The sequence below is a fragment of the Thiobacillus denitrificans DSM 12475 genome (genome assembly GCF_000376425.1).
In the GTDB taxonomy this organism is placed as follows: Bacteria; Pseudomonadota; Gammaproteobacteria; order Burkholderiales; family Thiobacillaceae; genus Thiobacillus; species Thiobacillus denitrificans.
The window spans coordinates 54,282-66,562 of the sequence record NZ_AQWL01000001.1 but is presented as its reverse complement, the minus strand read 5'-3'; the positions used below and the strand labels follow the sequence as shown (position 1 = coordinate 66,562).

The window sequence follows — 12,281 nt, the reverse complement described above, 5'->3', positions numbered from 1 at the left end:
CGTCCTTGGAGTCGATCAAAGTCACAGTCGACTTCAAGTGCCGATCTAGCGCGACAAAGAAACCGCATCCGGCCCCTGCCGGTTTCATACCCTATGCCGTTGTGAGCGTTGTGATTGCCTCCTGTCGGAGGCGGAGATCAGGTGCGGGACGCTGAGGTGCCCGCGAACCCAAGAAACGCATGCTGTAAGCGAATCGGCATCGACGGCTTGGAGCGTGCGTGTAGGCTCTGCCAAGTCCCGTCACTGATGTCGCTCGGGGCGAGGCGATCTACCGAGCGCGAAACTCTTCTCAAGTAAGCATTGACGCCATCCGCGGATTCCGAAGGAACGCCGGCAAGAACGTACCCCACCATGAAGCCGATAGCATGGTTCTCGCCGTACTTCTCCTGGATGAATCGATCCATGCCCTCGACGACGTACTCTCGACACAAGTGAGTGTCCGACCCGGCGATTCGTTTGCATTCGATGATCGCGTGCGGATCATGCTCCTGCGTGCGCAAGAAAATTTCGACGAACGCCAGCGGGATGTCGGTACGTCCGTCTGGCAGCATCACGTTGCTTTTAGATCGCGATTCCGTGCCAGGCAGCACCATGATCTGCTTCCACGGGGAGTTCTTCAGCGCAATGCGCATCCCGTCCCGCAGGCGCTCGGTCATGATTACCTCTCCAGCGTTGGCATTCACGTCCTCGGCTGCGCATGCTCGCTGCCAACCTGCGGCCAGTGTCAGCAGAATGACCGCCACAACCTCGGGCTCAAGTTCAATGAACTCTCTGCCCAGTGCAGGAGGTGTCTCATAGGGGATCCTCAAACTTTGCCCCCTGAAAAGCTCTCCGCGACCACTGCATCGGCATCTTCCAGTGCCGCTATGCCCATCCAGTAGCGCCGCGCTGCTGGCTTGATGATCACGACTTCGTTGCGTCCGTGTACTCGCAATTCCCGCTCTGCACTGAGCGCGGTCGCAATCTTGACTTTCAGGCGCCTGCCGATACGTGCCAGTACTTCACCCAACTCGCCTTGTGGTGCCACGACGCTCACGCTCGCATTACCCGGCCCCTCTTCCAAGACAAAGCGCACGACGCGCAAGGCCGAACTGCTTGGCAAGTCGAGCACTTCGGCGCGCATGTGCCGCTTATTGCGAACGGAAAGCCAATCCTCGATAACGGACAGGAACGTCTTGGCATACGCCGTGACCTCAGTACGACTGTCCGATGGCTCCACGGATGATTCGCGGCCGGTTTCCCATTGCCACCCGGCGCGAAGGAGGCCGTCTCGAATGACAGTTCGGTCGGCATCGTTCAGTTCGTACAGATCGAAGACAGCTTCGTCCAGTTCAGCCCATCCCCTCTCGTCGGTGCCGTTGGCGCGCAGATTCTTCTCAATCTGCAGCAGGCGCTGGCCAGCCTCAGATTTCACTGCGCTCGTGAAATTAGGCACCGGTAGGAAGCTGAGGTCGCGAGCCAGCAGCTTCCTCTTGTAGATTCCAAACTCTGCAGCGGTCAGATAGAAGAACCATGTCGCAAAAGCAGAACTCAACACGGTGGCAAGCAAATGTGCCGTCCGCGTGTGCCCTCTCGGAAGAGACACTGCGAAGTATGAGTTCGTGAAGACGAGATCCCGCTCGGAGACGGCCGCCAAGACGCGTGGACTCCCCAGAAGCATTTCCTTCACGATGAGAAGCGGGGCTTGATATATCTCCCGCGATCGTGGCCATTGTGCCTTCGATTGGCTGAAAGTCGGCAAATCATCGGGAATGTTGAAGTGCTGCATGTCTTTGACTTGCAGTACATCCAATCCTTTTAGCGGGCGAGCATCGCGCGTCTGATTCTCTGGGGCCCCGCGAATCAATCCAACCTGGAAGGTAGTGTCGAGTAATGAGAGTTGCTCGCCCAGATTTCTGTGGGCCGAAGTCAAGTCATCCAGCAATAGGAGGTCACGGCGCCGGCCAACGGCTGCTGCCTTGAGCTTCAACGGCTGTTCTTGGATTTCGTCGAGTGTCAAAGTGATGACGTCACTCGGCGCCACCTCGAACGAATGAGTCCTTGCACCGCTGGGCGTCCACGGGATCTGAACGACCGTGACCTGATCCGTTCGCTGCTTCGGTCGATGACGGGCAAAGAGAACCACTGCGGGCATGGCCGCTGTCGCGAAGAGCCAACTGCACAAATTGGACAGATTTACCAAGGTGATCGGAGCCACGGCTCGCATCACATGCTGAGCTGCTGCCATGCCGGTGCCGCTGCGGCTGAAGAACGGCATCGCGCTAAGAATGATGCCGAAACGGGTCTTCTCATGTGAGAACTCCGCCGCTCGCAACACGAAATCCAAGCCTTCACCGCGCGGTTGCGCAGGTACGCCCGCAACCCTGGTCTTGCGCCGCGCTTCGGTTCCTGTCTGCCCCCTAAAGCTCCAAGGGGGATTGCCCACGATAAGGTCGAACTGCTTCAGCCCTGTCGGCGTCGCCAGCACGGCCTTGCCATCTCCATCACGTTCGACAGTACGAGCGTCACCGACGAGCAATGTCCTGCCGATCAATGGCTGGAACTTCAGGGACTGCGGTGGTTGCGGGTCAGGGTCCAGCTCAAGCGCAGCCAGGTACAGGCTGAACGCAGCGACGCGAATCGCGGCTTCGCTAATGTCTACGCCATACACCTGCCCGTAGAGCGTCGAGCGGATCAGCTCCCTCGTGGGCGGCTGACCTTGCGAGCGAAGATGAACCAAGCGCCGCAGCGCTTCGACCAGGAAGACACCGGAGCCGCACGTCAAATCCAGCACCGACTCCCGTCCAGATAGACCATCCATGACCTCATCGAGGACCAGCGAGACGACGGACAGTCGCGTGTAGTGCACGCCGTTTCGCAACGCTTCTGTGCGCTTTCCTCCAGTCTGCGGCTCAGCATGTGCAAACTGCTCGTAGATCGAGCTGATGAGCTCGACCGGAATCACGTCGAACTGGTACGGGAAGAAGCTGAGTTGCCCGCTTTCAGGATCGACAGCCTCCAGGAACTCCGCAACCCGCGTCAAATGGTGAGCTGCTGGTGTCGTTTTCACCGACGAGGGCGGAAACATATCGCCGTTGAAGGTCTGGGCCAGCCATGCGAACAGCTTGCTGGTCGCTGGCCGGTCGTGCAGGATCGCCGGCAACGCCGTGCGGCCGCATACCCGCTTCAACCGCGCCGCACTGACGATCTCGCGGTCAATCAGGTACTGGGTGAAGATCACGCGCCCAATCAAGGCCTGCGCCGCATCGCGCGCGAGATTGCCTGCGACCAAATCGCGTTCGAGACATCCAAGGTCAGACAGGAGCTTCTGATCGACGCTGGTCTTGCGATCGATGGCCGGCACCTGGGCCCAGAATTGGCCCGTCTCGATCGCCAGTCGGCCGGCCAACTCGTCCAGTTCATGAAGCGAACCTTCGATGTTCTCGAAACGCCGAATCAAATGTCTCTGGGCATCGCCTTCTTTCGCGGGTGTGCCGAAACCGTTGTACAGGTCGATACGCTGCGGCGAGATCACCCACAGCAACGGCGCGAACCCCTCGTTCCAGACCTCTCGTCGCCACTGGCTGACCAGATCGTCTGCAGGCGCGCTTTGCTCAAACTTGAAGTAGACGGTCAACGACGACGCGCTGCGCCACAATGCGTCCGGAACAAAAACGCGGCCGTGGCGCGAGGACTGCGCCTCGGCCCCCAACCGAAGACCGGGCGCGGGTTGCCCGTCCGGCAGGTAGCCGGTTGCGGCGAGCACCTGTTCCAGCGTGGCAGTGTTCACGCCCTACTCCGGATAGCTTCGGGTGGAAACGGCAACGCTGCCTGGCTCGGCGTCGGGACGATCGGCAGCATGTGCTGCTGAAGCCGCATGATCAACGGATCGAGCGGGATGACGAGAGTCGGTTGCGTCGGCGCCGGTCCAATCCCCTCGGGGCCGATATCGCACAGGGTCGCCGAAGTGGCCGTCACGAACGCCACGGACCCATTCAGCGCCAATGCGCTACTCGTGCCCAGCAACCGAAAGAGCGCGTCAACGCCGACGCTGACGGTGGCGATGTGCACTCCCAACGAGCTGACCAACTCATTGGTAACGGCCAAGCCTAGGAGATCCGCGAAGGTGAATCGGGCAGCCTTCCCGGTCTTGGACGCCAAGTAGGGCACGGTCTTGCGCCAATGCCGCACCGTTTCGACGGACACGCCGGTTAGCGTGCGCATCTGGTCCTGAGTGTACTGGATGGCGGTGACGGCAGACATTCGCGTTGCTGGCAACTAGAAAATATGCAGATTCTGCCATGCAAAGGTGTGCTTCTCAACAGGTAAAGGCCGGTTCAGCCGCCTATCCCACAAGCCTTCCAAGCTTCCGAAAGTCGCGACCATCAGAGCGCATCGCGAACGTGTGGATAGGGGCAAGACGCAAGGCGCCCCCGGAAGGGGCGCCTGCGGACTACAACAAGCCGGCTTCGGCGAACGAGTACGGGCTGCCCTTGCCGACGATGAAGTGATCCAGCACCCGGACATCGACGGTGGCCAGGGCGCTCTTCAGCCGCTCGGTGATCACACGATCAGCGGCCGAGGGCTCGGTGTTCCCCGAGGGATGCTGATGCGCCAGGATCAGCGCCGAAGCGTTGAGCGCCAGCGCACGCTGGACCACCACCCTCGGATACACCGAAGTCTGGTCGACCGTGCCCTTGAACAGCGGCTCGTAGGCGAGCACCTGGTGCTGGTTGTCGAGAAACACGACGGCGAAGATTTCGTTCGGCTCCGCGACCAGTTTCAGGCGCAGGTAGTCGCGCACGGCGGCGGGACTGCCCAGCGCCGGACCGGCCTTGAACACGCGGTTCTCCAGCAGGGTGATGGCCTGCTGGATGATCCAGTCTTCGTGCTGGGCGGCGATCAGGGTGAGCGACTCCGGGCGGGAGTCGGCGATGGCAAGAGACATGGCGAACCTCCAATGGATGAGATCGGAGGGCGCCTGCCCCAGGAGGGCAAACCCTCCGGGGGACGATGGGGATGGAACAGGTGACGAGCGGGCATCCACCACCGCGGATGCGGTGGCTGTTCGCGTCAAGGGATGCGATGCGAACGGGTTTCGATCAACGCGGACGAGCCGCGCCGCAGCCTTGAAGATCGATGGCTACCTGGGCATGTCACCGGCGACGCCGGCGGGCATGTCTGGGGAATGGGCGGGTTCGGCCGCGGTCGTGCTGCCGGCGGCGAGCAGGTCGATGGCCGACAGCAAGGCATCGCCTTCGACGGGACCGTGCAGCAGGAGGGTCTTGCCGGACTCGCGGTCGCGCAGTTGCAGGGCCGGCGTGGCCGCGATGCCCTGCTGTGCTGCTTCCGCCGCCTGGGCACGGATGACGGCATCGGGGCGCTCGCTGTCGAGACAACCCTGCATGGCCGGCGTGAGGTCGGGATAGCGCAGGCCCTCCGGCAGGCCCTGGCCGTCGCCACGGGTGTTTGCGTAGAGCCAGGCCACTGCCTGCCAAAGCGCGGCGTGTCCGCCCGTCTCGCCCGCGCACTCGGCCAGGCGTGCCCCGGCGGTCGCGGCCGGCTCGTGCATGGACAGCGGCAGGTGGTGCCACTGCCAGTTCACCTCGGGATGGGCGTCGATCCAGCGCTTGAGTTCGGGGAAGTAGGCCCGGCAGTACGGACACTCCAGGTCGGCGTAGCCGACCACCGTGAAGCGCGCATCGGCACGGCCATACAGCCAGGGCGGGCCAGCCGGTTTCGGCCCCTCGGACCCGGCGGCGGCCAGGGGCATGGACTCGGTTGCCGGATGCGGCGCGCGCAGCAGCATCCACGAGGCAACCGCAATCGTCACCACGATCAGCAGACCGATCCAGGGATGACGGCGGGCGAATGAGGGCAGGCGCATCGTGTCGCTCCCGTCAGGCCAACGTATCCAGCGCCAGCGGTTCGATGCCCCGCGCACGGTCGATCTTCTCGGCCACGCGGAAGGCGGCGTCCAGCTCGCTGATGCCGTGCTGCTGCATCAACTGGAAGCGTTCGGCCTTCTCTTCGGGCTCGGTCATCGCCATCGCCAGGTAGAGGCTGGGCGGCACGGCGCGGAACAGCACTTCCATCGACTTGGACAGGATGACGCCCTCGCTGAACTTGCCGGCCTCCTTGCGGGCCGAGAGCATCAGCGCCTTCTGCGAAGCGTTGAGTTCGCGGAAGCGCGCGATCTTCTCGACTTCATCGGGCGGCATCGACAGGCAGATCCACCACTCGATCATGTTGAGCATGGGCTCGGCCGCTTTCGGCAGGTCGTCCAGGTTCTGCGTGGCGAGCCAGAACCAGGCGCCGAGCTTGCGCCACATCTTGGTGATCTTGACCACGTAGGGCGCGAGCAGCGGGTTCTTCGTGATGATGTGGCCTTCGTCCGTCACGTTGATGATCGGGCGGCCCAGGAACTGGTCGCGCTCGGCGATGTTGTTGACGGTGTTGATGAGCGAGATGTAGGCAATCGAGAGTTGGGCGTTGTAGCCCTCGCGCGCGAAGGTGGCGAGATCCACGATGGTGATGTCCGCCTCGGGCCACGGCGTGCCGGACCGGTCGAACATCTCGCCGTCCACGCCTTGGCAGAACATGTCCATGGCGTCGGCCATCTCCAGCAGCCGTGCGCGCCGCATCTCAGGCAGCGTGGCGTCGCGGGCGCGCTCGCGCAGCGCCTCGCGCACGTCGCGGGTCAGTACCGTGCGCTTCTCCGCTACGCAGCGCTGGGCCGCATCGAGGATGCACTGGCGGATCAGGCTGCGGTCGGCGCGCGTCATGCGCGCTTCTTCCTTGTCCTCGCCGCCGGTGATCATCAGCCGTGCAGTGATCTCCAGTTCGCCGAGCACGTCACGCTGCTCATCGCCTTCCACGGCCATGCCGGCATCGGTCTGGTCTTCGTCGAGCGCATCAGCGTCCAGCGTCTGTACCTGGCTCGGCGTATCGACCAGGCGCCAGGCGTCGGCGAACGGAGCCAGACTGACGCCCGCGCCGGGCGCGAGCTTCACCCGATGCACGGTGAGACCCAGCCGTGCGGCGAAGTCGCCGAACAGGCCGAAGCTGTTGCCCGCCTCGACGATGAACAGGCGCGGCCGATAGATCGCCGTCACCTGATTCAGGATGTTGTTGAGCGTCGCGCTCTTGCCCGAACCCGTGGGGCCGAACAGGAACAGATGCGCGTTCATCTGCCGGTCGAGGCGGTTCAACGGATCGAAGGTGATCGGCCCGCCGCCGCGGTTGAAGAACGTGATGCCCGGATGCCCCGTGCCCTGGCTGCGGCCCCAGACCGGCGCCAGGTTCGCCGCATGTTGCGCGAACATGAGCTGGGTGTACCACTGGCGCTTGTCGGCAGCCGGATCGAACACGCACGGCAGCCAGCGCAGATAGCTGTTCAGCGGCGCCACCTCGTCTTCCTCGCGCACCGGCTGCAGGCCGGCGTTGAGCATCACGTTGACGAGCTGCAGGCCGCGCGCATCGAGCTGGGCCAGGTCGCGGCCGCGCAGGTAGAACGCCAGCGCGCCGCGGTAGAGCTTGTGCGCACTGCCGATCAGGCCGCGCGCCTGCTGCACGTCCTGCCGGGTCTGCTCCGAGGCCAGGGTCTCGCCGACGGCCTTCCTGGCGAGGTGGTTGAGGTGTGCCTCCAGCACGTCCTGGGGCGTGGCGACCAGCGTCAGGCACATCACCGTGTCCTCGGGCATCTGGTCGAACAGCGCGTTCATGGCGTCGCCGCCCTTGCGCGTCTCGCCCGTCAGATGGCCCGTCACGGGTGGCGTGCGCAGGCGATCCATCACGATCACCCGATGCGGCATGCCGTCGAAGAACCACAGGCCGTTCGGCACGTCCGAGCGTGGCTGGCCGAAGAACAGGCGCTGCGCGAAGTCGGTGCCGCTGGCGAGTTCGATCTCGCCCTCCTCCCGCTCTTCCGGGTAGCGGGTCAGCGCGTAGAAGCGTTCCCGGTCTTCGGCAGTGGCGCCGAGCAAGGTCGGGTTCGGGTTGAACCAGCGCAGCAGCCAGGCGTGGATGTCCGCCGCGCCGAGACGCCGGGCCTTCACGCCGGCATTCGCCAGCCCGCCGACGAGGCGGTCGCAGATCGTGGTCAGCGCCTGCTCGGGCGACTGGCCGCGCCGCGAGGCCGGGGCGGCGGACGTGCGGCGGTAGACCACCATGCGCACGCGCCGGACCTGGCCGCGCCACGGCAGGCGCGTCACCGTGGTGTCCTCGAACAGGCCACCCGGCTTGGCGATGGCCCGCAGGTGATGGGCGAAGAAGCGCAGGTAGAAGTCGCTGAACGCGCTGCCCTGCGCACGCGGCTGCAGGTAGTTCGCCAGGGAGCGCAGATAGTTGTCCCAGTCGGCCTCGTCCTGGGCGTAGAGCTGCACCACCCAAGGGTTGTCGTCCAACTCGTCGAAGGAGTCCTGCAGGGCGTTCTCCAGCGCATCGCGCGCCTGCCATAGCCAGGCCATCTCGCGGCCCTCGGTGCCGACCGGCGCCAGTTCGAAGAAGGCCGCCACCGACTGGCCGTCTTCCAGCAACATGCACTTGCTGCCGGGCAGGTACTCGACCCAGGGCAGCAAGTCCGCGAACGACGGCGCGACGCCATAGAGCGCATCGTGGTCGGCCTGGGTGGCCGGTCTGCGCCGGCCCCGGCCGAGCGCGCTGCCCGGCTCGGCGACACCCTGTGCCGCCAAGGCCGTTACGTGCCGTGCCCAGGCATCATCGGTCGCATCCGCGGCGTCAGCAGGCGATGCGCCGGGCTTGCGTGACCACGGCAGCGACCAGGCCATCAGTAGTCCTCCACGCGCTCGCCCGGCATCGCGTACTGCACGCGCTGGTAGAGCGGGAACACCGTGCTGTAGCCGGGCACCGGAACCGGGTCGGTGCCCGCCAGGTGCGGGAACACGTACATCACCAGGTCGGGGTTCGGCAGGCGGTGGAACTGGCGGTAAATCTCGTTCTGCGCGGTACGGGTGTAGCGCGCCTGCATGCCGGGCGTTGCCTGCACAGCGGCCTCGGTCAGCGGCCGGCGCAGGCCCTGGCGCGCATCGAGCAGTTGCCGCGCGGCCTGGCCGCCGCCCGCGCTGCCGCCGGTCTCCCGATGCCAGATGTCGAGCATGGTGCTGTCGCCGTGCGGCAGCAGCTTCTCCTTGCTGGTAGCGCAGCCGCCGAGCAGGGTGGCCGCCAGCAGCACGGCGGCCGCGTCAATCCAGATCCGAGGCATGGGCTTCTCCGGTGCGGTGGTGGACCCGACGCCCCTTGGCGTCGTAGTCGATGTCGAGCGGCTGCTCCAGATGCACGGCCACCTTGGCGCCGGGCTGCACGTAGACCGCCGCGAAGGCCTGGCCGTAGAGCTTGTTGACCCAATCGGCCATGTCGCGCACGCCGCCCGCGAGGATGCGGCCCATCGCTTCGTTGCCGCTGATGCCGACGGTGCCCAGCGAGCCGTTGCTGTTGGCGACCACGGCCACGCTGCCGTTGTCGGACTTGATGAGCGAGGCCGCGCCGGCGCCGGCCGCGGTGATGAGCGCCTGACTGCCCAGGTACTGCTGGGCGTTGCTGCGCCGCTCGCCGCTGACGCAGGGAATGCCGTAGGGGTCGCTGATCCAGCCCAGGCCGCCTTGGATGCTGGCGCCGTTGTGACCCGAGTTGCCGCCGCTGCTGCCGCCCTTGCCGCTGTCCTCCGGCACCGTGCGGATGGTGCCGTCCTGGAACACGAACGTGACCGAGCGGATTTGCCCGCGCACGCACGAGAGCGTCCAGTCGCCCGAGGCCGTGCCGCTGACCACGGCGCCGGCCACGTCGGGGATGTCGATGCCGTTGGCCGTGAGGTTATCCGGGCCGATCAGCACCTTGAACGGGTACGGGTCGTTGACCGTTCCATCGATCGGCACGCGCCCGATCAGCGCCGTCATGGCAATCGAGCCCATGAGCGTCGAGTTCGACGGCACGGTGTAGACCGCCTTCGTGGATGCGCCCACCGCGCGGCTGCCGACGTCGGCGACGGATTCCACTGCGGCCGACAGGCTTTTCTGGGCCGGCCCGAAGCTCAGGGGAAAGCTCGGCTCCTTGCTGCCGTTCCTGGCGTCGACCTTGGCATCGTCGGGCTCGACCCACTGCGTGCCACTGGTGCCGCGGTTGAAGCGCTTGCCGTCACCCTCTTCCAGGCCCAGCCCGACGGGCAGGTCGGACGGGCCACCCTTGCCGGAAAGGCCGTCCAGTTGCCGCTGCAGATCCTGCAGCAGCCCCTGGGTCTGCTGCCTGTCACTGGCCACCTGGGTGCGCTCCTGCTCCAGGCGGTTGCGTTCGCCTTCCAGCGCGCTCTGGATGCGCTGATCGATCGCGCTTTCCCGCGCACGCAGGCGCTCGTTCTCGGCCTTGTGCTGCTTGTTGTCGCCGAGCGCGCTCTGCAGCTCGGTGCGCAACTGCTTCACCTGGGCGACCAGCGTGGCGACGGTATCGCGCGGGGTATCGCCTGCGATGCCCAGGGCTTTCATCTCCTCGGGCGTGAGCGTACTGGCCGCGCCCTTGGGGGCGGGCTGGCCGCCGGGGGCGCCGGAGAACAGTTTGATGCCGACGAACACCAGCAGCAGCGCCATCGGGATCAGCAGCCACTTGAGCAGCGGATTACTCTTCATCGCGCGCTCCTCCGGTCGAGCCGGCCGCGGCGGCCGGCGGCAGGTTCACGCTGGCGTCGATCGGGCTCAGCGCCGGCAGCAGCGACTCGGCCAGGCCGTGGCCGCGCGTGACCAGGTAGAGCACCGTGGTGTCGGACGGGGTGCCGGCCGGCCCCAGGTTCGGATGCTGGAAGGTCGCCGCCACGAAGTTCCCCTGCAGGGCGCGCGGGTCGAGGTCGAGCCAGCGCGCGGCGGTGTTGGTGAGCCGCACGGCCGTCACCCACTGGTCTTCCAGGCGCCACGCGGCCAATGCCCGCGCGCGTACCGACAGCGTCGGCAGCAAAGTGTCCAGCGCGAGGTCGCGGCGCAGGTTCACGCGCCCGATGCCGGCGACCGGCTCGACGGTGCGCAGCGGCGCGTACAGGTTCTGTGCGGCATGACGCGTCAGCACGACCGGCACCGGCGTTTCGCGCCGGGGAACGGATTCGTCTGCGGGCCCATCGGCCCGCTCGTCCGCACCGCTTGCTGCACTGCCGCCGTAGCGCTTCGCGGGGGCTTCCGCTGCCACGATGCGCACCGGCTCCAGTGGCGCCTGGCCGTCCTGCGCTAGTTCGGCGGCGATGTCGAGGAGAATGAACGCGCCGGACTCCACGTCCTGCAACTGCAGTCGCGTCGGCGGCAGCGGCTCGCTGGCCCGCAGGTAGATCGCGCCGCCCGCGCTCTGCACCCGCAGGTGCGCGGCCGCGCTGTCCGGTACGCCGACACGCACGTTGCGGTCGATGAAGATCACCCGCTCCTGGCCGACCACCAGCGGCACCGCCAGCGGCAGGCGTTCCCAGCGCAGGATTTCCACGGCCTGGCTGGCCGGCACGAAACCGAGGATCAGCAGGACGCCGGCCAGGGCCGACGAGGCGACGGATTTCATGGGGAGCCTCCCTGCAGGCGGCCGGATGCGTTGGCGGGCGCACCGGCCCGGGTCGGCGTCGGCGGCGGTTCGATGCGCTGGGGTGCGCCGGCGTAGCAGTCCAGCGCCAGGCCAAAGGGGTTGCGCTCGGGATCGATGTCCAGCCGGACGACCTTGATGGGGTAGCGCACCAGGGCGCGCTTGACCTGCTCGGAGCCGTAGTATTCGTCCGCGCTCACGTCCAGCGTGACGATCCAATCGCGGCCGGAAACCACCTTGACGCGCGTGGCCGGATCGTCGCCGTAGCCGCGGCCGGGAATCTCGTAGATGCCGCGCACGCGCCGACGCAGCTCGCCACTGGCGCGCCGGTACTCGTAGTCCTGCTGCAGGAAGGCCCGGCAGCTCGGCGTCAGGTAGGCCGACAGCGCGCGCAGGTTGCGTGGATAGTCTTCTTCGCCGTTCGTGGGCCAGCGCTGCACCTGCTGCCAGATGTAGAACGAGAAGGCATACACGCTCTCGGGCGGCACGTCCCACCACTTGCGCGTGCTGCCCGAGCGCAGGTCCGGCGGCACATGGATGGTCAGACTCTTCGGCGCACTCCACCAGCCGAAGCCGAGCAGCAGCGCCACCACGAACAACGCGCCGGCCCCCAGGCGCAGCGTCTTCAAGTGCGCCTGCAGGTGCGCAACCTCGTTCTTGAAACGGCTCACTGAACTACCCTCCTGTCGCTGACGCGACATCCTCCCCGAGGGAGGTTCGCGCGCCCTTCGGGCGGCCGTGCG

10 protein-coding genes are annotated in these 12,281 nt (G+C 66.0%); all 10 read right to left on the bottom strand.

All coding sequences use genetic code 11. The features are described from left to right. Window positions 1–137 precede the first annotated feature (137 nt). Complete coding sequence (locus B059_RS18425) at window positions 138–656, bottom strand: hypothetical protein (protein WP_013721898.1); 519 nt, start codon at window positions 654–656, stop codon at window positions 138–140. Between the two features lie 149 nt (window positions 657–805). Next, a complete protein-coding gene (locus B059_RS0100315) occupies window positions 806–3,769 on the bottom strand; it encodes an HsdM family class I SAM-dependent methyltransferase (RefSeq protein WP_018076246.1) in 2,964 nt (987 codons plus the stop codon). Then, on the bottom strand, window positions 3,766–4,242 hold the full coding sequence (locus B059_RS0100310) for a MerR family transcriptional regulator (RefSeq protein WP_016446149.1): 477 nt from the start codon (window positions 4,240–4,242) through the stop codon (window positions 3,766–3,768). Before B059_RS0100310 ends, B059_RS0100315 begins: the two co-directional genes overlap by 4 nt. A 190-nt stretch (window positions 4,243–4,432) precedes the next feature. After that, on the bottom strand, window positions 4,433–4,927 hold the full coding sequence (radC, locus tag B059_RS0100305; RefSeq protein ID WP_003140985.1) for a RadC family protein: 495 nt from the start codon (window positions 4,925–4,927) through the stop codon (window positions 4,433–4,435). A 195-nt stretch (window positions 4,928–5,122) separates the two neighbouring features. Continuing rightward, on the bottom strand, window positions 5,123–5,866 hold the full coding sequence (locus tag B059_RS0100300) for a DsbA family protein (protein ID WP_016446150.1): 744 nt from the start codon (window positions 5,864–5,866) through the stop codon (window positions 5,123–5,125). Between the two features lie 13 nt (window positions 5,867–5,879). After that, entirely contained in the window at window positions 5,880–8,768 is a 2,889-nt protein-coding gene (locus tag B059_RS0100295; protein ID WP_016446151.1) for a conjugative transfer ATPase, read from the bottom strand. Next, complete coding sequence (locus B059_RS0100290; protein WP_016446152.1) at window positions 8,768–9,202, bottom strand: TIGR03751 family conjugal transfer lipoprotein; 435 nt, start codon at window positions 9,200–9,202, stop codon at window positions 8,768–8,770. The genes B059_RS0100295 and B059_RS0100290 overlap by 1 nt, the downstream gene beginning before the upstream one ends. Further along, window positions 9,183–10,616, bottom strand: a complete 1,434-nt coding sequence (locus B059_RS0100285) for a TIGR03752 family integrating conjugative element protein (protein WP_016446153.1) — start codon at window positions 10,614–10,616, stop codon at window positions 9,183–9,185. Before B059_RS0100285 ends, B059_RS0100290 begins: the two co-directional genes overlap by 20 nt. Further along, window positions 10,606–11,520 carry a TIGR03749 family integrating conjugative element protein gene (locus tag B059_RS0100280; RefSeq protein ID WP_018076245.1) on the bottom strand — a complete coding sequence of 305 codons (915 nt, stop codon included), beginning with the start codon at window positions 11,518–11,520 and terminating at the stop codon, window positions 10,606–10,608. Before B059_RS0100280 ends, B059_RS0100285 begins: the two co-directional genes overlap by 11 nt. After that, on the bottom strand, window positions 11,517–12,239 hold the full coding sequence (locus tag B059_RS0100275) for a PFL_4703 family integrating conjugative element protein (protein ID WP_473242989.1): 723 nt from the start codon (window positions 12,237–12,239) through the stop codon (window positions 11,517–11,519). Before B059_RS0100275 ends, B059_RS0100280 begins: the two co-directional genes overlap by 4 nt. Window positions 12,240–12,281: the final 42 nt, after the last annotated feature.

Coding starts and splice junctions, on each gene's coding strand:
- B059_RS0100285 (WP_016446153.1), bottom strand. CDS start 10,616: ATGAAGAGTAATCCGCTGCTCAAGTGGCTGCTGATCCCGATGGCGCTG.
- B059_RS0100310 (WP_016446149.1), bottom strand. CDS start 4,242: ATGTCTGCCGTCACCGCCATCCAGTACACTCAGGACCAGATGCGCACG.
- B059_RS18425 (WP_013721898.1), bottom strand. CDS start 656: ATGACCGAGCGCCTGCGGGACGGGATGCGCATTGCGCTGAAGAACTCC.
- B059_RS0100280 (WP_018076245.1), bottom strand. CDS start 11,520: ATGAAATCCGTCGCCTCGTCGGCCCTGGCCGGCGTCCTGCTGATCCTC.
- radC (WP_003140985.1), bottom strand. CDS start 4,927: ATGTCTCTTGCCATCGCCGACTCCCGCCCGGAGTCGCTCACCCTGATC.
- B059_RS0100275 (WP_473242989.1), bottom strand. CDS start 12,239: ATGTCGCGTCAGCGACAGGAGGGTAGTTCAGTGAGCCGTTTCAAGAAC.
- B059_RS0100290 (WP_016446152.1), bottom strand. CDS start 9,202: ATGCCTCGGATCTGGATTGACGCGGCCGCCGTGCTGCTGGCGGCCACC.
- B059_RS0100300 (WP_016446150.1), bottom strand. CDS start 5,866: ATGCGCCTGCCCTCATTCGCCCGCCGTCATCCCTGGATCGGTCTGCTG.
- B059_RS0100295 (WP_016446151.1), bottom strand. CDS start 8,768: ATGGCCTGGTCGCTGCCGTGGTCACGCAAGCCCGGCGCATCGCCTGCT.